Genomic DNA, 24,868 nt, shown 5'->3' on the forward strand with positions numbered 1-24,868 from the left:
GCGCTTTTTACAATTGTTAACGGCCTGGCACTCGCTAGGCCGTTTTCATTTGTGCTTCAGTGTCTTAGATAAATCTCCTGTTACGTAAGCCGAAGGTAAATTGCCGGTAAAGGCGCTTTGCTTAATGTCCTCCAGTGCTTATCGTTCAGCCTCCCGTAGAAGAAGCCCACGCGCCCAATGGTTGATCATTCAATGCAATCCTCCTCCCGTAGTCCCCGTCGCTGGCTGTTCGGCCTGCTTGTCCTGTTGGTCGTCGCTGCCGTGTGCTGGAAATTCTGGCCCGCTGGCACTGACCATAAAACGGGCGAAAAGCCGAAAGCCGTCGCCGGGCATACGGGCAAGGCCGGGGGCATGCGTCCTGGGTTTGGCGGCGCGACCGGGCCGATCCCGGTGCGAGTGGCTCCGGCGGTCAAGGGTGACTTCCCGCTGTATTACAAGGCGCTGGGCACGGTCACGGCGCTCAATACCATCAACGTACGCAGTCGGGTGGCGGGCGAGTTGATGAAGATTGCCTTCGAGGAAGGGCAGATGGTCAAGGCCGGCGACCTGTTGGCCGAGATCGACCCGCGTCCTTACCAGAACGCCTTGCTTCAGGCAGAAGGTACCTTGCTGCAAAACCAGGCACAGCTGAAAAACGCCCAGGTCGATGTCGAGCGTTATCGCGGCCTGTTTAAAGAAGACAGCATCGCCAAGCAGACCCTCGATACCGCCGAGGCGCTGGTCGGCCAATACTTGGGCACGGTCAAGACCAACCAGGCAGCGGTCAATGACGCCAAGCTCAATCTCGAATTCACCAAGATCCGCGCGCCAATTACCGGGCGCGTCGGTTTGCGCCAGCTCGACGTCGGCAACCTCGTCGCCGCCAACGACACCACCGCGCTGGCGATCATCACCCAGACCCAACCGATCAGCGTCGTCTTCACTCTGCCGGAAAACAGCCTCGACACCGTTCTGGCGCGCTATCACACCGGCGCCAAACTGCCCGTCGAAGCCTGGGACCGTGGCGACATGAAAATGCAGGCCAGCGGCGTGTTGCAGAGCCTGGACAACCAGATCGACGTCACCACCGGCACTCTGAAATTCAAGGCGCGCTACGATAACCGCGACCTCAGCCTGTTCCCGAATCAGTTCGTCAACGTGCACCTGCTGGCCGACACCCTTAAAGGTGTGGTGCTCGCACCGTCGGCGGCGATCCAGTTCGGCACCAACGGCACCTTCGTCTACGCCATGGACGGGGACAACAAGGTCAAGATTCGCCAACTGAAAGTCGGCGCCAGTGACGGCGACAACACCGTGATCACCGAAGGCCTGGCCGTCGGTGATCGCGTGGTCCTGGAAGGCACCGACCGCCTGAAGGAAGGCAGCGAAGTGGAAGTGGTCAACGACAGCCAGGATGTGCCGACCACCCCGACCGAACACCTGCAAGGCAAATCTGCGGCGAAAACCACTGAAGCGACCGCCAACGACAAGGTGAAGAAGGGCGCATGAACATCTCGCGGCTGTTCATCCTTCGCCCGGTCGCCACGACCCTGAGCATGCTGGCCATTATCCTGGCCGGCATCATCGCCTACCGCTTGCTGCCAGTGTCGGCATTGCCCCAGGTCGATTACCCGACCATCCGCGTCATGACGCTGTATCCCGGCGCCAGCCCGGACGTGATGACCAGTGCAGTGACCGCGCCGCTTGAGCGCCAGTTCGGGCAAATGCCCGGCCTGACGCAAATGGCGTCCACCAGTTCCGGCGGCGCCTCGGTGCTGACCCTGCGGTTCAGCCTCGACATCAACATGGACGTCGCCGAGCAGCAGGTGCAAGCCGCAATCAACGCCGCGACCAATTTGCTGCCCAAGGACCTGCCAGCACCGCCGGTGTACAACAAGGTCAACCCGGCCGACACCCCGGTGCTGACCCTGGCCATCACCTCCAAGACCATGCTGCTGCCCAAACTGAATGATTTGGTCGATACGCGCATGGCGCAGAAAATCGCCCAGATCAGCGGCGTCGGCATGGTCAGCATTGCCGGCGGCCAGCGTCAGGCCGTGCGCATCAAGGTCAACCCCGAGGCCCTGGCGGCGAATGGCTTGAACCTGTCGGACGTGCGCACCTTGATCGGCGCGTCCAACGTCAACCAGCCCAAGGGCAACTTCGACGGCCCGACCCGGGTGTCGATGCTGGATGCAAACGATCAACTGACTTCGCCCAAGGACTACGCCAACCTGATCCTTGCCTACGCCAACGGCGCGCCGTTGCGGCTCAAGGACGTGGCCGAGATTGTCGACGGTGCCGAAAACGAGCGACTGGCGGCATGGGCCAATGAAAACCAGGCGGTTTTGCTGAACATCCAGCGTCAGCCCGGCGCCAACGTCATCGAAGTGGTTGACCGGATCAAGGCGCTGTTGCCGAGCATCACCGACAACCTGCCGGCCGGTCTTGACGTCACGGTCCTCACCGACCGCACCCAGACCATCCGCGCTTCGGTCACCGACGTGCAACACGAACTGCTGATCGCCATCGCACTGGTGGTGATGGTGACGTTCCTCTTCCTGCGCCGGGCCAGCGCGACGATCATTCCATCGGTCGCCGTGCCGTTGTCGCTGATCGGTACGTTCGGCGTGATGTACCTCGCAGGCTTCTCGGTCAACAACCTGACCTTGATGGCGCTGACCATCGCCACCGGTTTTGTGGTGGACGATGCGATCGTTATGCTGGAGAACATTTCCAGGTTTATCGAAGAGGGCGACACGCCGCTGAATGCAGCGCTCAAGGGCGCCAAGCAGATCGGCTTCACCCTGATTTCCCTGACCCTGTCGCTGATCGCGGTGCTGATTCCGTTGCTGTTCATGGCCGACGTAGTAGGGCGCCTGTTCCGAGAATTCGCCATCACCCTGGCGGTGGCGATCCTGATTTCCCTGGTGGTGTCCCTGACCCTGACGCCGATGATGTGCGCGCGGTTGCTCAAGCGTGAACCCAAGGAAGAAGAGCAGGGGCGTTTCTACCGGGCCAGCGGCGCGACCATCGACTGGATGATCGCCGCCTATGGGCGCAAATTGCAGTGGGTGCTCAAGCACCAGCCGCTGACCTTGCTGGTGGCCATCGCCACTCTCGGGCTGACGGTTTTCCTCTACATGGTCGTGCCCAAGGGCTTCTTCCCGGTGCAGGACACCGGGGTAATCCAGGGCATTTCCGAAGCGCCGCAGTCGATTTCCTTTGCGGCGATGAGCGAACGTCAGCAGGAGCTGGCGAAAGTGATTCTCGCCGACCCGGCGGTCGAAAGCCTGTCGTCCTACATCGGCGTGGACGGTGACAACTCGACGCTGAACAGCGGCCGCATGCTGATCAACCTAAAGCCCCACAGTGCGCGCGATCTCAGCGCGACCAAGATCATTGCGCGCCTGCAACCGGAAGTGGACAAGCTGATCGGCATCCGTCTGTTCATGCAGCCGGTGCAGGACCTGACCATCGAAGACCGGGTCAGCCGCACGCAGTACCAATTCAGCATGTCGTCCCCGGATTCGGAACTGCTCAGCCTGTGGAGCGGGCGTCTGGTGGAGGCCCTGGCCCAGCGTCCGGAACTGACCGACGTCGCCAGCGATTTGCAGGACAAGGGTTTGCAGGTGTATCTGGTGATCGACCGCGATGCCGCGTCACGGGTCGGGGTGTCGGTGTCAAACATCACCGATGCGCTGTATGACGCCTTCGGCCAGCGGCAGATTTCCACCATTTACACCCAGGCCAGCCAGTACCGCGTGGTTCTGCAATCGCAGTCAGGCGAGAAGATCGGCCCGGACGCGCTGAACCAGATTCACGTCAAGACCACCGATGGCGGTCAGGTGCGCCTGTCCAGTCTCGCGCATGTCGAGCAACGCCAGACGCAATTGGCGATAACTCACATCGGTCAGTTCCCGGCGGTGATGATGTCGTTCAACCTGGCGCCCGGCGTGGCGCTGGGGCATGCGGTCGAAGTCATCGATCAGGTGCAGAAAGACATCGGCATGCCGATTGGCGTGCAGACCCAGTTCCAGGGCGCGGCCGAAGCATTCCAGGCCTCGTTGTCGAGCACCTTGCTGCTGATCCTCGCGGCGGTGGTGACCATGTACATCGTGCTTGGCGTGCTCTACGAGAGCTACATTCACCCGATCACCATCCTCTCGACCTTGCCCTCGGCGGCGGTCGGCGCCTTGCTCGCGCTGCTGCTGACCGGCAATGACCTGGGGATGATCGCGATCATCGGCATCATCCTGCTGATCGGCATCGTGAAGAAGAACGCGATCATGATGATCGACTTCGCCCTCGACGCCGAGCGCAACCAGGGCATGGCCCCTGAGCAGGCGATCTATCAAGCGGCGCTGCTGCGGTTCCGGCCGATCCTGATGACCACCCTGGCCGCGTTGTTCGGCGCGGTGCCACTGATGCTGGCCACCGGTTCCGGCGCGGAACTGCGTCAACCCTTGGGTCTGGTAATGGTCGGTGGCTTGCTCGTCAGCCAGGTGCTGACGCTGTTCACCACGCCGGTGATCTACCTGTATTTCGATCGTCTCGGTCGGCGCTGGGGCCGCAAGTCTGAAACCGTGGAAGCGGTAGAACAGCCATGAACCTGTCCGGACCTTTCATCAAGCGCCCGGTCGCGACCATGTTGCTGAGCCTGGCGATCATGCTGCTGGGCGGCGTGAGCTTCGGCCTGTTGCCGGTGTCGCCGCTGCCGCAGATGGATTTCCCGGTGATTGTGGTCCAGGCCAGTTTGCCCGGTGCAAGTCCGGAAGTGATGGCTTCGACTGTGGCCACGCCACTGGAGCGTTCCTTCGGCGCCATCGCCGGGGTCAACACCATGAGCAGCCGCTCCAGCCAGGGCTCGACCCGGGTGATTTTGCAGTTTGACCTCGACCGCGACATCAACGGTGCGGCGCGGGAAGTGCAAGCGGCGATCAACGCCTCGCGCAACCTGCTGCCGAGCGGGATGCGCAGCATGCCGACCTACAAGAAGGTCAACCCGTCGCAAGCGCCGATCATGGTGTTGTCGCTGACCTCGGATGTGTTGGAAAAAGGTCAGCTCTACGATCTGGCCTCGACGATCCTGTCCCAGAGCCTGTCCCAGGTGCAGGGTGTGGGTGAAGTGCAGATCGGCGGCAGCTCCTTGCCGGCGGTGCGCATCGAACTCGAACCTCAGGCGCTGAACCAATACGGCGTGGCCCTGGACGATGTACGTAACACCATCGCCAACGCCAACGTGCGCCGGCCGAAGGGCTCGGTCGAGGACGACCAGCGTTTGTGGCAGGTACAGGCCAACGATCAACTGGAAAAGGCCAAGGACTACGAGTCGCTGATCATCCACTACAACAACGGTGCGGCGTTGCGCCTGAAGGATGTGGCGACGGTCAGCGACGGCGTCGAAGATCGCTACAACAGCGGTTTCTTCAACGACGACGCGGCGGTGTTGCTGGTGATCAACCGTCAGGCCGGCGCCAACATCATCGAGACCGTCAACGAGATCAAGGCGCAGTTGCCGGCGTTGCAGGCGGTGTTGCCGGCCAGCGTCAAACTGAACCTGGCCATGGACCGTTCGCCAGTGATCAAGGCCACGTTGCACGAAGCGGAAATGACCCTGCTGATCGCCGTGGCCCTGGTGATTCTGGTGGTGTTCCTGTTTCTCGGTAACTTCCGTGCCTCGCTGATTCCGACGCTAGCGGTGCCGGTGTCGTTGGTCGGCACTTTTGCGGTGATGTACCTCTACGGCTTTTCCCTGAACAACCTGTCGCTGATGGCGCTGATTCTCGCCACCGGACTGGTGGTGGACGACGCCATCGTGGTGCTGGAGAACATTTCCCGGCACATCGACGAAGGCGTGCCGCCGATGAAGGCTGCGTACCTCGGCGCCCAGGAAGTCGGCTTCACCTTGCTGTCGATGAACGTCTCGCTGGTGGCAGTGTTCCTGTCGATCCTGTTTATGGGCGGGATCATTGAAAGCCTGTTCCGTGAGTTTTCCATCACCCTGGCGGCGTCCATCGTCGTCTCGCTGATCGTCTCGTTGACCCTGACGCCAATGCTCTGCGCCCGTTGGCTCAAGCCGCACACGCCGGGGCAGGAAAACCGTTTGCAACGCTGGAGCCAGAGCGCCAACGAATGGATGGTCGGCAAATACGCCACCAGCCTCGACTGGGTGCTGCGCCACCGCCGACTGACGTTGCTCAGCCTGATCGTGACCGTTGGCGTCAACGTCGCGCTGTACGTGGTAGTGCCGAAAACCTTCATGCCGCAGCAGGACACCGGCCAGTTGATCGGTTTCGTGCGTGGCGACGATGGCCTGTCATTCAGCGTGATGCAGCCGAAGATGGAAATCTTCCGCCGCGCCGTGCTCAAGGACGAAGCAGTGCAAAGCGTGGCCGGCTTCATCGGCGGCACCAACGGCACCAACAACGCCTTTATGCTGGTGCGCTTGAAGCCGATCAAGGAACGCAATATCTCGGCGCAAAAGGTTATCGAACGCCTGCGCAAGGAAATGCCCAAGGTTGCCGGCGCACAGCTGATGTTGATGGCGGACCAGGACCTGCAATTCGGCGGCGGTCGTGAGCAGACCACTTCGCAGTATTCCTACATCCTGCAAAGCGCCGACCTCGGCTCGTTACGCGAGTGGTACCCGAAAGTCGTCACCGCGCTGCGCGCCTTGCCAGAGCTCACCGCGATTGACGCCCGTGAAGGACGTGGCGCGCAACAGGTGACGCTGATTGTCGACCGTGACCAGGCCAAGCGCCTGGGTGTCGACATGGACATGGTCACGGCGGTGTTGAACAACGCCTACAGCCAGCGGCAGATTTCGACGATCTACGACAGCCTCAACCAGTATCAAGTGGTGATGGAGGTCAATCCGAAATACGCCCAGGACCCGATTACGCTGAAGCAGGTGCAGGTGATCACTTCCACCGGCGCGCGGATTCCGCTGTCGACCATCGCGCACTACGAAAACAGCCTGGAAGATGATCGGGTCAGCCACGAAGGCCAGTTCGCCTCCGAGAGTATTTCCTTCGATATGGCCGAAGGCGTCACGGTGGAGCAAGGCACGGCGGCCATCGAGCGGGCGATTGCCAAGCTTGGCATGCCGGAAGACGTGATCGTGAAAATGGCCGGCACCGCCGACGCTTTCGCCGCGACCCAGAAGAGCCAGCCGTTCATGATTCTCGGCGCGCTGGTGGCGGTGTATCTGGTGTTGGGCGTGCTGTATGAAAGCTACATTCACCCGCTGACCATTCTGTCGACCTTGCCGTCTGCCGGGGTTGGCGCGTTGCTGTCGATCTATGCCTTGGGCGGGGAGTTCAGTCTGATCTCGCTGTTGGGGCTGTTCCTGTTGATCGGCGTGGTGAAGAAAAACGCCATCCTGATGATCGACCTGGCGTTGCAGCTGGAGCGGCATCAGGGCATGACGCCGCTGGATTCGATTCGCAGCGCCTGTCTGCAACGCCTGCGGCCAATCCTGATGACCACCCTGGCGGCGATCCTCGGCGCACTGCCGCTGCTGCTCAGCCGTGCCGAAGGCGCGGAAATGCGCCAGCCATTGGGCCTGACCATCATCGGCGGGTTGATTTTCAGCCAGGTGCTGACCCTTTACACCACTCCGGTGGTTTACCTCTATCTCGACAAACTGCGCCATCGTTTCAATAAATGGCGTGGGGTACGTACCGATGCAGCTCTGGAAACTCCGCTATGACTGACCGTTCGCTTATCACTCTGGCAGCACCGATTGCCACGGCCCGGGGCTCGCGCCTGTTGAGCCTGGCGCTGTGTGTGGCGATGCTCAGCGCCTGCGCCGTCGGCCCGGACTATCAGCGTCCGCCCACCGCCGAGCCGGCGCAGTACAAGGAAGCCGAAGGCTGGCGTCAGGCCAGCCCGAGCGATTCCCTGGCCCGTGGTGCCTGGTGGGAGTTGTACGGCGACCGCCAGCTCAATGGCTTGATTGAGCAACTCAACAGCGCCAACCAGACCGTGGCCCAGGCCGACGCCCGGTATCGTCAGTCGCAAGCCTTGGTGGAAAGCGCCCGTGCGGCGTTTTACCCCACGGTTGACCTGAGCGCGGGCAAGACCCGCTCCAGCCAGGGCGCCGGCAGCAGCAGTTCAAGCCTGAGCAGTTCGGCCAGCGGTATTCGAAATACCTACACCACTCAGTTGGGTGTCAGTTGGGAAGCGGACATCTGGGGCAAGCTGCGTCGCGGCCTCGAAGCCGATACCGCCAGCGCACAGGCCAGCTTCGCCGACCTGGCGGCCATGCGCCTGAGCCAGCAGTCCGAATTGGTGCAGAACTACTTGCAGTTGCGGGTGATCGATCAGCAGAAACGCTTGCTGGAATCGACAGTCGCGGCGTATGAACGCTCCCTGCAAATGACCCAGAACCAGTACCGCGCCGGCGTCTCCGGGCGTGACGCGGTGGCCCAGGCCCAGGCGCAGCTGAAAAGCACCCAGGCGGATCTGGTGGACCTGATCTGGCAACGCGCACAGTTCGAAAACGCGATTGCCGTGCTGATCGGCAAGGCTCCGGCGGAGTTCAACCTGGCGGAAACCCAGGACATTCCGAAACTGCCGCAGATTCCCCTGAGCCTGCCATCGCAACTGCTCGAACGCCGGCCAGATATCGCTTCCGCTGAGCGCTCGGTGATTGCCGCCAACGCCAACATCGGCGTGGCGAAAGCTGCGTACTACCCGGACTTGAGCCTGAGCCTGAGTGGCGGCTACAGCAGCAGTACGTCGAGCAACCTGATCAGCTTGCCGAACCGCTTCTGGTCGGTGGGGCCGAAACTCGATTTGCCACTGTTCGACGGTGGCGCACGCTCGGCGGAAGTCGATCGCAACGAAGCGCTCTACGATGAAACCGTGGCCAAGTACCGCCAGACCGTACTCGATGGTTTCCGCGAGGTGGAAAACTACCTGGTGCAGCTCAAGGTCTATGAGAACGAAGCAGCGGTGCGCCAGGAAGCGCTGGACGCCGCCCGGGATTCCTTACGCCTGACCGAGAACCAGTACAAGGCCGGGTTGATTGCCTATCTGGATGTGGTGGTGGTGCAAGCCACCGCGCTAAGCAATGAACAAAGCGTGTTGAACGTGTTGCAGGCCCGGTTGATTGCCAGTGTGCAGTTGATTGCGGCGTTGGGCGGCGGGTGGGATGGGCAACTTGAGATGAGCGATAACAAATAACCCTAACGCTATCTCTTCCGTAGGAGCTGGCGAAGCCTGCGATCTTTTGATCTTGAAAGCAAAAGTCAAAAGATCGCAGGCTTCGCCAGCTCCTACAGGACCCGCGCCAGACCTTTGAATCGGGTTCGGGCCAAGTTTTCGGGAGGTCGTGCGATACGTTGATTTGGTGTCAAACAAGCGTTTCATCGGGTTGATGGCCATTTGATAATTTTGTCAGTGCGTTCTTCCGCGCAATCAGTACAATCGCCGACTTTGCCCCCCGAGAACGGACGCAGTACGGTGGGGCGGTCACGAGAAATATCATGCTCATCGGCACCTTTTCCCCCACGCTGGTTTTCATCTCGCTGTGCGTGGCGATTCTCGCTTCCTATACCGCGCTGGACCTGACTGGCCGGATCGCCACGACCAAGGGCCGCGCCGTTCATTTGTGGACCGCCGGCGGCGCGGTTGCCATGGGCATTGGCGTCTGGTCGATGCATTTCATCGGCATGCTCGCCTTCAAATTACCCATCGATCTGGGTTACGACCTCAGCCTCACCGTGCTGTCGCTGTTAATCGCCATGCTGTCCTGCGGCTTTGCCCTGTGGCTGGTCAGCCAGCCGAAGCTGCCGCTGTGGCAACTGGCATTTGGTGCGCTGGTCATGGGCAGCGGCATCAGCGCCATGCATTACACCGGCATGGCCGCCATGCTGATGCAGCCGGGGATCGATTACGACCCGACGTTGTTTAGCGCGTCGTTGCTGATTTCCGTCGGTGCGTCGGCAGCGGCGTTGTGGATCGCCTTCCGCCTGCGCCAGCATTCGCCTTATGTCAGTCTGTTCCGTGGCGGTGCTGCGATAATCATGGGCTTCGCCATCGTCGGCATGCATTACACCGGCATGGCGGCGGCGCGTTTTCCGGACGGCAGCTTCTGTGGTGCCGCCCTCGATGGCTTGAGCGGCAAGGGCCTGGACAATCTGGTGTTGATCACCACGCTGGCGGTGCTGAGCATTGCCTTGTTGACCTCGATTCTCGACGCGCGCCTGGAGGCTCGCACCGCTGATCTTGCGCGGTCGTTGACCGAGGCCAATCGCGAACTCACCAAACTGGCGCTGCACGACACCCTGACCGGCCTGCCGAACCGCATGTTGCTGGCCGACCGCATCGAGTTGGCCATGTTCAAGGTGCAAGAGCAGGGCGGTTGTTTTGCGTTGATGTTCATCGATCTGGACGGCTTCAAACCGGTCAACGATGCCTTCGGCCACCACATGGGCGACCAGTTGTTGCGTGAGGTCGGCTTGCGACTGCGCGAGGACTTGCGCAGCCAGGACACCCTGGCGCGTATCGGTGGTGACGAATTTGTGTTGCTGGTGCGCCTGAGCGAACCCGATGACGCCCTCAACCTGGCGGCGCGTCAGGTCAGCCTGATCTCACGCGCGTTCCGTGTGGCCGAACATGACCTGCAGATTTCCGCCAGCGTCGGCATCGCGCTGTATCCGGGCAACGGCCAGACTGCGCAAGAGCTGTTGATGAACGCCGACGCCGCGATGTACCACGCCAAAGGCGCCGGGAAAAACGGCCACAGCTTCTTCGACGCCTCGATGAACAGCAACGCCCGCAAACAGTTGCAACTGTTGCAAGACTTGCGCGCCGCTCTTGAGCAGCAACAGTTCAGCCTGTATTACCAACCTAAATTCGACGCCAGCAATGGCCGCCCGGTGGGTGCCGAGGCGTTGCTGCGCTGGGTGCACCCGACCCAAGGCATGTTGCTGCCGGACAAGTTCATCGACCTCGCGGAAAAGACCGGGTTGATCATTCCGATTGGCGAGTGGGTGTTGAACGAAGCCTGCCGGCAGATGCGCGAATGGTATGTGCTCGGCTATACCGACTGGCGTATTGCGGTGAACCTGTCGGCGTTGCAGTTCTGCCACGTAGGCCTGGTCCAGAGCGTGGCCAAGGCGTTGGCCACGCACCATTTGCCGGCCAACAGCCTGACCCTCGAAATTACAGAAACCACCGCCATGAGCGACGCCGATGCGAGCATGACGGTGCTGCAGGAGCTGTCGGACATGGGCGTGGATTTGTCCATCGATGACTTCGGCACCGGTTATTCGAGCTTGATGTACCTCAAGCGTCTGCCGGCCAATGAGCTGAAGATCGACCGTGGTTTTGTCCGGGATCTGGAGCATGACAGTGATGACGCCGCGATTGTTTCGGCCATCGTAGCGCTCGGCCAGGCATTGGGTTTGCGGATCGTGGCGGAAGGTGTCGAGACCGGAGTGCAGCAAGACTTCCTGACCAAGCTGGGGTGTGATTCGCTGCAGGGCTATCTGTTGGGGCATCCGCTGCCAGCGGAGCGCTTCATGCACGACATCCATCGTGGCGAGCGAATGGCGGCGGGTTGACTGGCAGACCGCGTTATCGTTCTTCGCGGGCAAGCCTCGCTCCTACAAGGCATGCGCTGACCCTGTAGGAGCGAGGCTTGCCCGCGAAGGCGTCCTCACGTACACCACAGAGCCCATGCAAAACCCATCAATGACGGTTATTCTTGCCCCCGACTGCTTAAGCTTGAAACGGGGGAACGTCAGCATGGAAAAAGTCATCGTCATCACCGGAGGCAGCCGTGGCATAGGCGCCGCGACTGCATTATTGGCCGCCGAGCAAGGCTATCGGATCTGTATCAACTACCTGGCTGACGAAGTCGCGGCCCAGAGTGTGCTGGAGCAAGTCCGCGCCCTCGGTGCGCAAGCCATAGCGATACGAGCCGATGTCAGCATCGAAGACGAAGTGATCGCCATGTTCCACCGCGTCGACACCGAGTTGGGGCGGGTTACCGCGCTGGTAAACAACGCCGGCACCGTCGGGCACAAGTCCCGGGTCGACGAAATGTCCGAATTCCGTATTCTCAAAATCCTCAAGACCAACGTCCTGGCGCCGATCCTCTGCGCCAAGCACGCAATCCTGCGCATGTCGCCCAAACATGGCGGGCAGGGTGGCAGCATCGTTAACGTATCGTCGGTCGCGGCCCGCTTGGGTGCGCCGAGCGAATACGTCGATTACGCCGCCTCAAAAGGCGCGCTGGATACCTTCACCCTGGGGCTGTCCAAAGAAGTGGCGGGCGAGGGGATTCGCGTCAACGCAGTCCGGCCTGGCTACATCTACACCGATTTCCATGCGTTGAGCGGAGACCCGGATCGGGTCAGCAAGCTGGAGTCGGCGATTCCGATGGCCCGCGGCGGGCGGCCGGATGAAGTGGCGGAGGCGATTGTCTGGTTGTTATCGGATAAGGCTTCTTATGCGACCGGGACCTTCGTTGATCTTGGGGGTGGGCGTTAGTCCTTGAGGTTTGCGTTGCCGGAGCGGGCCTCTTCGCGAGCAGGCTCGCTCCCACAGTAGATTGGGGTGAACACATAATTTGTGAACAACACCGATCCCTGTGGGAGCGGGCTTGCTCGCGAAGGCGATAGCCCTGACACCATCGCACTGTCAGAAAGACCTGACGATCCTGCCCAACGTCTCCATCGCCTTTTCCGCCGCCTCATCCCAAGGGCTGCCGTAATTCAACCGAATGCAATTCCTGAAGCGCTGGGTCGGTGAAAAGATCGGCCCCGGTGCGATGCTGATGCCTTGCGCCAGCGCCATCTGAAACAACTTCAGCGAATCCATCTGCGGCGGCAGTTCCAGCCACAGGAAATAGCCGCCGGCCGGCTGGCTGACGCGTGTCTGTGCAGGGAAGTAGCGGGCGATGGCGGCGAGCATGGCGCTTTGCTGTTCTTCCAGGGCGTAGCGCAGTTTGCGCAGGTGGCGATCATAGCCGCCGTGTTGCAGGTAGTCGGCAATCGCGGCCTGGGCCGGCATCGAGGCGCAGAGCGAGGTCATAAGTTTCAGCCGTTCGATTTTCTGCGCATAACGCCCGGCGGCGACCCAACCGATGCGGTAACCGGGGGCCAGACTTTTGGCGAACGAGCCGCAGTGCATCACCAGCCCCTCGGTGTCGAACGCCTTGGCCGGTTTCGGCGATTGCTGGCCGTAATAGAGTTCGGCGTAGACATCGTCCTCGATCAGCGGCACCTGATGGCTGCGCAACAACTCCACCAATTCCTGTTTCTTCGCCTCCGGCATGGTCGCGCCCATCGGGTTCTGGAAACTGGTCATGCACCAGCAGGCCTTGATCGGATGCCGCTCCAGGGTTTGCGCGAGCACGCCAAGGTCAATGCCGTCACGCGGGTGCACCGGGATTTCCACGGCTTTGAGCTTCAGGCGCTCCAGTACTTGCAGGCTGGCGTAGAACGCCGGGGCTTCGATGGCCACCAGATCGCCGGGTTCGGTGACGGCTTGCAGGCACAGGTTCAGCGCTTCGAGGGCGCCGTTGGTGATCAGCAGTTCTTCCATCGGCAACATCAGCCCGCCGACCATGTAGCGCAGGGCGATTTGCCGACGCAGTTGCGGGTTGCCCGGCGACATGTCGGTAACCACCATGCGTGGGTCCATTTCCCGGGCGGCACTGGCCAGGGAGCGCGACAGCCGTTGCAGCGGGAACAGCGTCGGGCTGGGGAACGCCGAGCCGAACGGCACGGTGGTCGGGTCCTTGATCGAGTCGAGGACCGAGAACACCAGTTCGCTGACATCGACTTCGGTGGATTCGTTGACCTGACTGCTGATCACCGGCTCCGAGAATGGGCTCGGTGCATGGGTGTTGACGAAGTAGCCGGAGCGCGGCCGGGCACGGATCAGGCCGCGACGTTCCAGCAGGTAATAGGCCTGGAACACCGTGGATGGGCTGACCCCGTAAGTCTGGCTGGCGTAGCGCACCGACGGCACGCGCTGGCCGGGGCCGAGCACCCCGGAGCGGATCAGTTCAGCGATGTCATCGGCGAATTTTTCGTAGCGTTTCATCGGGTGCCTGGGTTGGTGTCAGTCTGGGAGATCGGCGGTGCGGCCATTCGCGAGCAGGCTCGCTCCCACATTGGAATGCGTTTCAAATGTGGGAGCGAGCCTGCTCGCGAATGGCCGCGCCGCATTCTAAAGGCTCAACGATTCATCGGCGCAACAAACCGGCTCTGGGCCACGCTGTAGATGTCCGGCTCATCGCTGTCGACAATCTTGAAACTGATCGTTTGTGAGCTGCTGCTCGGCCGTTCCGTGGTCATCGCCACCGACACCGGGACGTCGACAATCTCGCCCGGTGCCAGGCTCAGCTCGGTCTTGCCTTGCAGCTGGAAGCCTTCGCCATCCTCCAGGCTCAGGCGGTAATCCTGGCGCTGCTGGGTCTTGTTAATGACTTTGAGGCTGTAGATGTTTTCGATCTGGCCTTCGCTGTTCTCGCGATACATGCCACGGTCCTTGGTGACGTCCAGCGACACCATCGGCCGCTCCACCAGCGCCAATGCCAATGCACCGATCATCACCAGCAACACCGCCGTGTAACCGATCAGCCGTGGCCGCAACAGATGGGTCTTGCCACCCTGCAGTTCATGCTCGGAGGTGTAGCTGATCAGGCCGCGAGCGTAGCCCATTTTGTCCATGATTGAATCGCAGGCGTCGATGCACGCTGCGCAGCCGATGCATTCCATCTGCAAGCCGTCGCGGATGTCGATGCCGGTGGGGCAGACCTGCACGCAGACCTGGCAGTCGATGCAATCGCCGAGGCCGACGTCCGCCGGTTTCACCTCGCGTTTGCGCGGGCCACGGTTTTCGCCACGGGCCACGTCGTAGGAAATGGTCAGGGTGTCCTTGTCGAACATTACGCTCTGGAACCGCGCATACGGGCACATGTGCATGCACACCGCTTCACGCAGCCAGCCGGCATTGATGTAGGTGGCGCCGGTAAAGAAGATCACCCAGAACAGGCTGACGCCGGCCATTTGCAAGGTCAGCAGTTCTTCGGCCAGTGGCCGGATCGGCGTGAAGTAGCCGACAAAGGTCAGACCGGTGAGCAGGCTGATGCCCAGCCACAATGTGTGCTTGGCCGAACGGCGCAGCAGTTTGTTCAGGCTCCACGGCGCAGCTTGCAGTTTGATCCGCTGGTTACGCTCGCCTTCGGTGATTTTCTCGCACCACATGAAGATCCAGGTCCAGGAGCTTTGCGGGCAGGTGTAGCCGCACCAGACCCGGCCGGCGAACACGGTGATCGCGAACAGGCCGAACGCGGCAATGATCAGCAGCGCCGAAAGCAGGATGAAATCCTGCGGCCAGAAGGTCGCGCCGAAGATGTGGAATTTGCTTTCAGACAAGTCCCAGAGCACCGCCTGACGACCGCCCCAGTTCAGCCACACAGTGCCGAAGAAGGCGAGAAACAGAAAACCCGCGCCGCTCATGCGAAGGCTGCGGTACAGACCGGTGAAACTGCGGGTGTGGATCAGGTTGTCGCTGGATTTGGCCTTCATCTTTGGACGCGAAGGCTCATAGCGCTGGACTGCCGGGGCGCTTTCTACGGTTCGGACGGGGATTCTCTCGCTCATGGTCGTTCGCTCATCAGCCTCCATCAGGCCGGTGCACTATGAGCGGCGATCTGTTTGCATAACAGACTCAGGTATAGCAATAAAAAGCGGATCAGATGGGTTTTGAACGAATCCCTGCGACAACTTGATGCACCCGCCAACGCAGGCTGCGGGCGCCTATCCCAGGCGTCCGCAGCGCTTGTTGATCCGGGTCAGTCAAATCACCGAATCACTGTCGGTGGCCTTCAAATGCTTACGACCATCGACAGCGCCTGCTACGGTTAACGCGTCGGCTTCTGCTTCGGTGATGTAGACGCGCTGGCCATTGAGCTCCACGGCCGACATGGCTTTTTCCGAGTCGGTGATGATGGTGACGTCGGGGCACAGGCGAATTTCTTCGCCGTTTTCGACAGTGAAAAAGCAGGTCTGGTTTTCGATGCGCACGGTCATAGGACTGTCCTTTTTTCAGCGGAGACTAAAACGTTAGGTCGCCCGGGACGGTCATCGTTCTGTGCAACCGATTAATGGTCGGCGCGGTCCATCTTCTATCAATCATTACAAGGACTGCGCCATGGACGCCTGGTGGCATGAAGTTTGGGTGACGCTGCAAGCGGAGTTCGCCGACGTTGGCGACGCTTCGCAACTGACGCGCATTACCGTGCGGTTGCTGATGGCCGCTGTGCTGGGCGGCATTCTCGGTTTCGAGCGCGAGCAAAAGGGCAAGGCCGCCGGGGTGCGCACGCACATGCTGGTGGCGTTGGGCGCGGCGCTGTTTGTGCTGGTGCCGCAGATGTCCGGCTCCCAGGCGGATGCCATGAGTCGGGTGGTGCAAGGCGTGATCGCCGGGATCGGTTTTCTCGGTGCCGGGACGATTTTGAAGAACACCGAGGGCGACGAGGGTCACGTGAAAGGCCTGACCACCGCCGCCGGGTTGTGGATGACCGCGGCGATTGGGGTTTCCGCCGGGTTGGGGCGCGAAGCGACGGCGGTGCTCAGTACGTTGCTGGCATTAGCGATATTCAGCGTCATGCCAGCGGTGGTGCGCATGCTCGACAGAGATCGTAGCCCTAAGGACTGACGATCACTGGCGGCATGGTGGCCGGTGGCTCTTCCATGGGCGGCGGGGTAGTGCCCGGTGGCTCTTGCTCGGGCACCGGGTCCGGTTCGGTCGGCGGAATCGTCGGGTTGTCGATGTTCGGATCTGGCGTTTCAGCGGGGATCGGTATGCTCATCGTGAAGCCTCCTTGTGGCACATGGCGTAACTCGTGCTTAAGTTTGTTGACCACCGCACACAGGATTTGATTCCCGCTAATACTCAGGCAAATCCCCGTGAACTTTTACCGGCGCCCGTCGCTCGGAACCTAAGTGAGTTCATTCCGGGACAGAACGCCCCATGTGGATGGACATCAAGCAAAAGAGCGTCCTTGGGGCGTAAAGGAGAGATGCTCGATGATCGCTGAAAAACCGACCGAACTCAGTTACAACCCGCACATGCCGCTGTCGCAGGCTTTATTGCTGCCGCGCATTGCGATTGAAAGCGTGATGCCCACCCTCGATGGCGGACTGTTTGCCGTCAAAGCCGTGGTGGGTCAGGACGTGCTGGTCACCGGCAAAGTCTTTGCCGACGGTCACGATAAACTGGCCGTACGCATCCGCTGGCGTGGCGAGGGCGAAGAGTCCTGGCACAGCGAAACCATGGCCGACCTGGGCAACAACGGCTGGGAGGGCCGGTTCCGCGTCGAACGCCAGGGCCGTCATGTCTTCTGCATTGAAGCCTGGATCGATCAGTTCGCCAGCTTCTGTTATGAGCTGGAAAAGAAACACACTGCCCGCGTGCCGGTGAGCCTGGAATTGCAGGAAGGCCGGACCATGGTCCAGCAAGCCGCCGAGCGCAGCGAAGGGCAACTCAGCGAACAACTCGCCGGGCTGCACCATGAATTATCCGCGCTGCTCGAAACCGAGCAGGTCGCGTTGTTCCTGCACCAGCGTAGCGCCGACCTGATGGCCGAGGCCGATCATCGCGCCTACCTGAGCCTCAGCCAGGAATTCCCGCTGGATGCCGAACGGGAAATCGCCCAGTTCGCCAGTTGGTACGAGTTGTTCCCGCGCTCGATCACCGACGATCCGGCACGCCACGGCACGTTCAACGATGTGCACTCGCGGCTGCCGATGATCCAGGACATGGGTTTTGACGTGCTGTACTTCCCGCCGATCCACCCGATCGGCCGCAGCTACCGCAAAGGCCCGAACAACTCGCTGACTGCCGGCCCTGACGATCCGGGCAGCCCGTATGCCATCGGTAGCGCCGAAGGTGGCCACGAGGCGATTCACTCCGAACTCGGCACCCGCGAAGACTTCCGCAGGCTGGTGGTTGCAGCGGCGGACCATGGGCTGGAAATCGCCCTCGACTTCGCCATCCAGTGTTCCCAGGATCACCCATGGCTGCAACAGCATCCAGGCTGGTTCAACTGGCGTCCCGACGGCACGATCAAATACGCCGAGAACCCGCCGAAGAAATACCAGGACATCGTCAACGTCGACTTCTACGCCGCTGACGCGATCCCCAGCCTCTGGGTGGAATTGCGCGACATCGTGGTCGGTTGGGTCGAGGAGGGCGTGAAGATCTTTCGCGTCGACAATCCGCACACCAAACCGCTGCCGTTCTGGCAATGGCTGATTGCCGATGTGCGGGCGCTGCACCCGGAAGTAATCTTCCTCGCTGAAGCCTTTACCACCCCGGCGATGATGGCGCGCCTTGGCAAGGTCGGTTACTCCCAGAGCTACACCTACTTCACCTGGCGCAACACCAAGGCTGAGCTGGCGACCTACTTCAGTGAACTCAATGAGTCGCCCTGGAGTGAATGCTTCCGCCCGAACTTCTTCGTGAATACCCCGGACATCAACCCGGCGTTCTTGCACGAATCCGGGCGCGCCGGTTTTCTGATTCGCGCGGCACTGGCGACCATGGGCTCCGGCCTGTGGGGCATGTATTCGGGCTTCGAACTCTGCGAAGCCGCACCGATCCCGGGCAAAGAGGAATACCTCAACTCCGAGAAGTACGAGATCCGCCCTCGGGACTTCAATGCGCCGGGCAACATCATTGCCGAGATCGCCCAGCTCAACCGCATCCGCCGGCAGAACCCGGCGCTGCACACGCACTTGGGGCTGAAGATCTACAACGCCTGGAACGACAACATCCTGTATTTCGGCAAGCGCAGCGCCGATGGCAGCAACTTCATTCTGGTGGCCGTCAGCCTGGACCCGAACAACGTCCAGGAAGCGAATTTCGAACTGCCGCTGTGGGAAATGGGCTTGCCCGACGATGCCCAGACCCAAGGCGAAGATTTGATGAGCGGCCATCGCTGGACGTGGTACGGCAAGTACCAGTCCATGCGCATCGACCCGGCCCACCAGCCGTTCGGGATTTGGCGGATTACCACTTCCTGAATACCCCCTGAGGCAGCACCTCTGCGGGATGACCCTGTAGGAGCTGCCGAAGGCTGCGATCTTTTGATCTTTTGCGATGTATGCCGCAGCACAAATCAAGATCAAAAGATCGCAGCCTTCGGCAGCTCCTACAGAGGCAGGTATTGCGCCTTACCGGTTTTATCGAATTAACAGGAGTTTCAAATGGCGAAGAAACCCAAGGCCACAACGTTCATCAAGGATCCGCTCTGGTACAAGGACGCTGTGATTTACCAGGTTCACGTTAAATCCTTTTTCGACTCCAACAATGACGGGATCGGCGACTTTCCCGGTCTTATCGCCAAACTCGATTACATTGCCGACCTGGGCGTCAACACCATCTGGTTGTTACCGTTCTATCCTTCGCCACGCCGCGATGACGGCTACGACATCGCCGAATACCGTGGTGTGCACCCGGATTACGGCACCATGGCCGACGCCAAGCGCTTTATCGCCGAGGCGCACAACCGTGGTTTGCGGGTAATCACCGAGCTGGTCATCAACCACACCTCCGACCAGCACGCCTGGTTCCAGCGTGCGCGCAAGGCCAAGAAAGGCTCGGCGGCGCGGGACTTCTATGTCTGGTCCGATGACGATCAAAAGTACGACGGCACCCGCATCATTTTCCTCGACACCGAAAAGTCCAACTGGACCTGGGACCCGGTCGCCGGCCAATACTTCTGGCACCGTTTCTATTCCCACCAGCCGGACCTGAACTTCGATAACCCGCAAGTCATGAAAGCGGTGTTGTCGGTGATGCGTTACTGGCTGGACATGGGCATCGACGGCCTGCGCCTGGACGCGATCCCGTACCTGATCGAACGCGACGGCACCAACAACGAAAACCTGCCCGAGACCCACGACGTCCTCAAGCAGATCCGTGCCGAAATCGATGCCAATTACCCGGACCGCATGTTGCTGGCCGAAGCCAATCAATGGCCGGAAGACACGCAGCTGTACTTCGGCGACACCGATAAAAAAGGCCTGAATGGCGACGAATGCCACATGGCGTTCCACTTCCCGCTGATGCCGCGCATGTACATGGCGCTGGCCCAGGAAGACCGCTTCCCGATCACCGACATCCTGCGTCAGACCCCAGAGATCCCGGCTAACTGTCAGTGGGCGATTTTCCTGCGCAACCACGATGAGCTGACCCTGGAAATGGTCACCGACAAGGAGCGCGATTACCTGTGGAATTACTACGCGGCCGACCGTCGGGCGCGGATTAACCTGGGGATTCGCCGCCGTCTCGCGCCGTTGATGGAGCGTGATCGCCGCCGTGTTGAACTGCTCAACAGCCTGCTGCTGTCGATGCCTGGCACGCCGACGATGTATTACGGCGATGAAATCGGCATGGGCGACAACATCTACCTTGGCGACCGCGACGGTGTGCGCACGCCGATGCAATGGTCCATCGACCGTAACGGCGGCTTCTCCCGCGCCGACCCGGCCAGCCTGGTGCTACCGCCGATCATGGACCCGCAATACGGTTACCTGTCGGTCAACGTCGAAACCCAGGCCGGCGACCCGCATTCGCTGCTGAATTGGACCCGACGCATGCTTGCCGTGCGCAAACAATCCAAGGCCTTCGGGCGTGGCACGCTGAAAATGCTCTCGCCGAGCAACCGACGGATTCTGGCGTATACCCGTGAATTCACCGGGGCCGATGGCAAGCACGAAATCATCCTCTGCGTGGCCAACGTGTCGCGCAGTGCGCAAGCGGCCGAACTCGACCTGTCGGCCTACGCCGGCATGGTCCCGGTGGAAATGTTGGGCGGTAACGCCTTCCCGCCGATCGGCCAGTTGAATTTCCTCCTGACCCTGGCGCCGTACGGCTTCTATTGGTTTGTACTGGCAGCGGAGAATCAAATGCCGAGCTGGCACGTGGAACCGGCGCAAAGCCTGCCGGACTTCACCACTTTGGTGCTGAAGAAACGCATGGAAGAACTGCTCGAAGCGCCGTCTCGCGGCACGCTGGAGCAGGGCATCCTGCCGAACTGGCTGCAGAACCGTCGCTGGTTCGCCGGCAAGGACGCGACGATCGAGCAGGTCAATATCGCTTATGGCGTGCGCTTCGGCGATCCGCAGCATCCGGTGTTGCTGAGCGAAATCGAAGTCACCAGCGGCGGCCAGACCAGCCGTTATCAACTGCCGTTCGGCTTTATTGCCGAAGATCAGGTCGGCGCGCCGTTTGCCGCAACAACTGGCGTTGTCCCGGGTTCGACGTGGGCCGCAGGTCGGTTTGATCACCGACGCGTTTGCCCTGGAAAACTTTATCCGCGCGGTGGTGCAGGGCATGCACAGCAACACCGTGTTGCCGTCCGATGGTGGCGAAATCCGTTTCGAACCGACCGCGCAACTGGCCAAGCTTGGTCTGACGGCGGAATCCGAAGTGCGTTACCTGTCCGCCGAACAGTCCAACAGTTCGGTGGTGGTCGGCAAAGGCATGGTGCTCAAGTTGATCCGCAAGGTCGCCTCGGGCGTGCACCCGGAACTGGAGATGAGCGCCTACCTGACCAACGCCGGGTTCGCCAACATTTCGCCGTTGCTGGGTTCGGTGATTCGCCGCGACGCTCAGGGCGAAGACAACCTGCTGATGATTGCCCAGGGCTACTTGAGCAATCAGGGCGATGCCTGGGAATGGACCCAGAACAATCTCGAGCGGGCGCTGCGCGATGAAATGGCCGACGCCATGTCCGAGCAGGAGCAGCACTACAACGCCTTGGGTGAATTGAAAGATTTCGCCGGCATGCTCGGCCAGCGTCTCGGGGAAATGCACGTGGTGCTGGCCTCGACCACCGACAACCCGGACTTCGCTCCGCAGGTCACCACGGAGAAACAAGCCCTGGCCTCGGCCAAGGACGTGGCGGCGCAGCTGGAACATTCATTGAAGTTGCTCAAGCAGCATCAAAACGAATTGAACCCGGCGGACAAAGCGCTGGTCACTCGCTTGCTGGACAACAAAAAAATCATCATCAGCCATGTCCAGGAACTGGGCAAAAAGGCTACCGGTGGTTTACGCATTCGGGTCCATGGCGATTTGCATTTGGGCCAGGTGCTGGTGATCAAGGGCGACGCTTACCTGATCGACTTCGAAGGCGAGCCGGCACGGCCGCTGAGCGAACGTCGCGGCAAGCACAGTCCGTATAAAGATGTCAGCGGCGTGTTGCGTTCCTTCGACTACGCCGCCGCGATGGCGATCAACGTGCACAACGTTGACAACACCGCCGATGCCCAAGCGGCGCGGCAACGGGTGGCTGATCGCTATCTGAATGAAGCACAACAGGCATTTATCGACGCTTATCGGCTGGCGGCAGCTAGTCTTGCTCATGCGTGGCAAGATCCTGAAGGCGAGGATGCCGCGCTGGCGTTGTTTGGCCTGGAGAAGGCGGCCTATGAGGTGGCTTATGAGGCGGAGAATCGCCCCACTTGGCTGCCGGTGCCGTTGCACGGTTTATATGGGTTATTGAGTGGGCTTAAACCCTTTTCCGATCTTGGTGGAGAGTATTCATGAGTTTCTCGAACAAGGAACAGGGGCATCACAAAGAAGCGCTGTTGCCCAAGGCGCGTGACATTGACGCGCTCGTACGCGCCGAACACCACGATCCGTTTTCAATCCTCGGCCCTCACGCCGATGACCATGGCGGCCAATTCATTCGTGCTTATCTGCCGGACGCCCTGAGCGTTCAGGTATTGGCCAAGGATTCCGGCGAAGAGCTGGGCAACCTTGAAGCCACCCAGACGCCGGGGCTGTTCGTTGGCCACTTCGACCGGGCGCGGCCGTATGTGCTGCGTACCCGTTGGGCCGGTGGCGAGCAAGTCGCGGAAGATCCGTACAGCTTCGGGCCGCTGCTCGGCGAGATGGACTTGTACCTGTTCGCCGAAGGCAATCACCGCGATCTCAGTGCCTGCCTCGGCGCGCAACTGAAGAACGTGGATGGCGTCGATGGCGTGCGGTTTGCCGTGTGGGCGCCGAATGCGAAGCGGGTGTCTGTGGTAGGTGATTTCAACGTCTGGGACGGTCGCCGTCACCCGATGCGCCTGCGCCATCCGACCGGCGTCTGGGAGTTGTTTATCCCGCGCCTGCAAGCAGGGGAAGCGTACAAGTATGAAGTCCTCGGCTCGCAAGGGATTCTGCCGCTCAAGGCTGACCCGATGGCCCTGGCCACGCAATTGCCGCCGGACACCGCCTCGAAAGTCGCGGCGCCGCTGAGCATCGATTGGCAGGACCATGAGTGGATGCAGGCACGCGCTGATAAGCACAAGCCCAGTGCACCGCTGTCGATCTATGAATTGCACGCCGGTTCGTGGCAATGCGAGCTGGACGATCTGGGCGAAGTCGCGCGCCAGTACACCTGGCACGAACTGGGCGAACGGTTGATTCCGTATGTGAAGGAACTCGGTTTCACCCACATCGAACTGATGCCGATCATGGAACACCCGTTTGGCGGTTCCTGGGGTTATCAGTTGCTGTCGCAGTTTGCCCCGAGCGCCCGTTACGGTTCGCCGGATGACTTCGCTGCCTTCGTCAACGCCTGCCACCAGGCTGACATCGGCGTGATCCTCGATTGGGTGCCGGCGCATTTCCCGACGGATACCCATGGTCTGGCGCAGTTCGACGGCACGGCGCTGTATGAGTACGCCAACCCGATGGAAGGCTTTCACCAGGATTGGGACACGCTGATCTACAACCTGGGCCGCACCGAAGTGCACGGCTACATGCTGGCGTCGGCGTTGCACTGGCTCAAGCATTTCCACGTCGATGGCCTGCGGGTCGATGCCGTGGCGTCAATGCTTTATCGCGACTACTCGCGCAAGGCCGGCGAGTGGGTGCCGAACCGCCACGGCGGTCGCGAGAACCTGGAAGCCATCGACTTCCTGCGCCATCTGAATGACGTGGTCAATCTCGAAGCGCCGGGTGCGCTGGTGATCGCCGAAGAATCCACCGCGTGGCCAGGCGTGAGCCAGGACACCCAGCAGGGCGGCCTCGGTTTCGATTACAAATGGAACATGGGCTGGATGCACGATTCGCTGCATTACATCCAGCAGGATCCGGTGTACCGCGCGCATCATCACAACGAACTGAGTTTCGGCCTGGTCTATGCCTGGTCCGAGCGCTTTATCCTGCCGATCTCCCACGATGAAGTGGTACACGGCAAGCATTCGCTGATCGACAAGATGCCCGGCGATCGCTGGCAGAAATTCGCGAACCTGCGCGCTTACCTGAGTTTCATGTGGGCGCATCCGGGCAAGAAGCTGTTGTTCATGGGCTGCGAGTTTGGCCAGTGGCGCGAGTGGAATCACGATCAGCAACTGGACTGGTACCTGTTGCAGTACTCCGAGCACAAAGGTGTGCAGAAACTGGTCGGTGATTTGAACCGGTTGTACCGCGAAGAACCGGCGCTGCACGATCAGGACGATGCGCCGCAGGGCTTCCAGTGGTTGATCGGCGATGATGCGGTCAACAGCGTCTACGCGTTTATGCGCTGGAGCAAGGACGGCCGGCCGGCGCTGGTCGTGGCTAACTTCACGCCAGTGCCGCGTCAGGCTTATCGCATCGGCGTACCGTTCGCCGGGCGCTGGACCGAGCTGATCAACAGCGATGCCGACACTTATGCCGGTTCGAACTATGGCAATGGCGGCGGGGCGTTTACCGAGGAAGAGCCGAGCCATGGCCAGGCACTGTCGCTGGTGTTGAACCTGCCGCCATTGGCGGTGTTGATCCTGCGGCCGGAGGGTTGATCCTCTAGCACCGCGTCATCGTTCTTCGCGAGCAGGCTCGCTCCCACATTGGAATGCATTTCAATTGTGGG

Annotated in this window: 13 protein-coding genes and 1 pseudogene; 10 read left to right on the plus strand and 4 right to left on the minus strand. The window is 60.9% G+C overall.

The genetic code is table 11. The features are described 5' to 3' along the window. Positions 1–177: 177 nt before the first annotated feature. The 6 genes from LOY68_RS15105 to LOY68_RS15130 all read left to right on the plus strand — a co-directional run bounded on the left by LOY68_RS15105 (position 178) and on the right by LOY68_RS15130 (position 12,486). Positions 178–1,488 (plus strand): MdtA/MuxA family multidrug efflux RND transporter periplasmic adaptor subunit, encoded by a 1,311-nt coding sequence (locus tag LOY68_RS15105; protein ID WP_054046476.1) that lies wholly within the window; start codon positions 178–180, stop codon positions 1,486–1,488. Beyond that, complete coding sequence (locus tag LOY68_RS15110) at positions 1,485–4,589, plus strand: MdtB/MuxB family multidrug efflux RND transporter permease subunit (RefSeq protein WP_054046474.1); 3,105 nt, start codon at positions 1,485–1,487, stop codon at positions 4,587–4,589. The genes LOY68_RS15105 and LOY68_RS15110 overlap by 4 nt, the downstream gene beginning before the upstream one ends. Then, positions 4,586–7,693 carry an efflux RND transporter permease subunit gene (locus tag LOY68_RS15115; RefSeq protein ID WP_265045588.1) on the plus strand — a complete coding sequence of 1,036 codons (3,108 nt, stop codon included), beginning with the start codon at positions 4,586–4,588 and terminating at the stop codon, positions 7,691–7,693. The genes LOY68_RS15110 and LOY68_RS15115 overlap by 4 nt, the downstream gene beginning before the upstream one ends. Next, positions 7,690–9,171 carry an efflux transporter outer membrane subunit gene (locus tag LOY68_RS15120; RefSeq protein ID WP_265045589.1) on the plus strand — a complete coding sequence of 494 codons (1,482 nt, stop codon included), beginning with the start codon at positions 7,690–7,692 and terminating at the stop codon, positions 9,169–9,171. Before LOY68_RS15115 ends, LOY68_RS15120 begins: the two co-directional genes overlap by 4 nt. A 302-nt stretch (positions 9,172–9,473) precedes the next feature. Next, positions 9,474–11,555, plus strand: coding sequence for a putative bifunctional diguanylate cyclase/phosphodiesterase (locus LOY68_RS15125; protein WP_265045590.1), 2,082 nt, complete (start codon positions 9,474–9,476; stop codon positions 11,553–11,555). A 184-nt stretch (positions 11,556–11,739) separates the two neighbouring features. Then, complete coding sequence (locus tag LOY68_RS15130; protein ID WP_054614910.1) at positions 11,740–12,486, plus strand: SDR family oxidoreductase; 747 nt, start codon at positions 11,740–11,742, stop codon at positions 12,484–12,486. A gap of 150 nt (positions 12,487–12,636) precedes the next feature. Here LOY68_RS15130 and mapR read toward each other — a convergent pair whose 3' ends face one another. The 3 genes from mapR to LOY68_RS15145 form a co-directional block, all read right to left on the minus strand. Then, positions 12,637–14,046, minus strand: a complete 1,410-nt coding sequence (mapR, locus tag LOY68_RS15135; RefSeq protein ID WP_265045591.1) for a GntR family transcriptional regulator MpaR — start codon at positions 14,044–14,046, stop codon at positions 12,637–12,639. Between the two features lie 134 nt (positions 14,047–14,180). Then, a complete protein-coding gene (gene ccoG / locus LOY68_RS15140; RefSeq protein WP_054614909.1) occupies positions 14,181–15,611 on the minus strand; it encodes a cytochrome c oxidase accessory protein CcoG in 1,431 nt (476 codons plus the stop codon). 195 nt (positions 15,612–15,806) lie between these two features. Further along, positions 15,807–16,040, minus strand: a complete 234-nt coding sequence (locus LOY68_RS15145) for a DUF3203 family protein (protein WP_054046461.1) — start codon at positions 16,038–16,040, stop codon at positions 15,807–15,809. Between the two features lie 121 nt (positions 16,041–16,161). Between LOY68_RS15145 and LOY68_RS15150 the strand changes: the two genes are divergently transcribed. Next, complete coding sequence (locus tag LOY68_RS15150; protein ID WP_163909950.1) at positions 16,162–16,668, plus strand: MgtC/SapB family protein; 507 nt, start codon at positions 16,162–16,164, stop codon at positions 16,666–16,668. Here the strand turns inward: LOY68_RS15150 and LOY68_RS15155 are convergent. After that, positions 16,658–16,822 (minus strand): hypothetical protein, encoded by a 165-nt coding sequence (locus LOY68_RS15155; protein ID WP_177331432.1) that lies wholly within the window; start codon positions 16,820–16,822, stop codon positions 16,658–16,660. The genes LOY68_RS15150 and LOY68_RS15155 overlap by 11 nt on opposite strands. Positions 16,823–17,039: 217 nt before the next feature. Here LOY68_RS15155 and LOY68_RS15160 point away from each other — a divergent pair, with 217 nt between their 5' ends. The 3 genes and pseudogenes from LOY68_RS15160 to glgB all read left to right on the plus strand — a co-directional run bounded on the left by LOY68_RS15160 (position 17,040) and on the right by glgB (position 24,797). Next, positions 17,040–19,037, plus strand: a complete 1,998-nt coding sequence (locus LOY68_RS15160) for an alpha-1,4-glucan--maltose-1-phosphate maltosyltransferase (RefSeq protein WP_265045592.1) — start codon at positions 17,040–17,042, stop codon at positions 19,035–19,037. Between the two features lie 183 nt (positions 19,038–19,220). After that, positions 19,221–22,569: pseudogene (gene treS / locus LOY68_RS15165) on the plus strand (maltose alpha-D-glucosyltransferase). Continuing rightward, positions 22,566–24,797 carry a 1,4-alpha-glucan branching protein GlgB gene (glgB, locus tag LOY68_RS15170; RefSeq protein WP_265045593.1) on the plus strand — a complete coding sequence of 744 codons (2,232 nt, stop codon included), beginning with the start codon at positions 22,566–22,568 and terminating at the stop codon, positions 24,795–24,797. Before treS ends, glgB begins: the two are co-directional and overlap by 4 nt. The last annotated feature ends 71 nt before the right edge of the window (positions 24,798–24,868 follow it).

Source organism: Pseudomonas sp. B21-053, from assembly GCF_026016365.1.
Classification (GTDB): Bacteria; Pseudomonadota; Gammaproteobacteria; order Pseudomonadales; family Pseudomonadaceae; genus Aquipseudomonas; species Aquipseudomonas nunensis.

Coding starts and splice junctions, on each gene's coding strand:
- mapR (WP_265045591.1), bottom strand. CDS start 14,046: ATGAAACGCTACGAAAAATTCGCCGATGACATCGCTGAACTGATCCGC.
- LOY68_RS15160 (WP_265045592.1), top strand. CDS start 17,040: ATGATCGCTGAAAAACCGACCGAACTCAGTTACAACCCGCACATGCCG.
- LOY68_RS15105 (WP_054046476.1), top strand. CDS start 178: ATGGTTGATCATTCAATGCAATCCTCCTCCCGTAGTCCCCGTCGCTGG.
- LOY68_RS15155 (WP_177331432.1), bottom strand. CDS start 16,822: ATGAGCATACCGATCCCCGCTGAAACGCCAGATCCGAACATCGACAAC.
- LOY68_RS15150 (WP_163909950.1), top strand. CDS start 16,162: ATGGACGCCTGGTGGCATGAAGTTTGGGTGACGCTGCAAGCGGAGTTC.
- LOY68_RS15145 (WP_054046461.1), bottom strand. CDS start 16,040: ATGACCGTGCGCATCGAAAACCAGACCTGCTTTTTCACTGTCGAAAAC.
- LOY68_RS15130 (WP_054614910.1), top strand. CDS start 11,740: ATGGAAAAAGTCATCGTCATCACCGGAGGCAGCCGTGGCATAGGCGCC.
- LOY68_RS15125 (WP_265045590.1), top strand. CDS start 9,474: ATGCTCATCGGCACCTTTTCCCCCACGCTGGTTTTCATCTCGCTGTGC.
- LOY68_RS15110 (WP_054046474.1), top strand. CDS start 1,485: ATGAACATCTCGCGGCTGTTCATCCTTCGCCCGGTCGCCACGACCCTG.
- LOY68_RS15120 (WP_265045589.1), top strand. CDS start 7,690: ATGACTGACCGTTCGCTTATCACTCTGGCAGCACCGATTGCCACGGCC.
- glgB (WP_265045593.1), top strand. CDS start 22,566: ATGAGTTTCTCGAACAAGGAACAGGGGCATCACAAAGAAGCGCTGTTG.
- ccoG (WP_054614909.1), bottom strand. CDS start 15,611: ATGAGCGAGAGAATCCCCGTCCGAACCGTAGAAAGCGCCCCGGCAGTC.
- LOY68_RS15115 (WP_265045588.1), top strand. CDS start 4,586: ATGAACCTGTCCGGACCTTTCATCAAGCGCCCGGTCGCGACCATGTTG.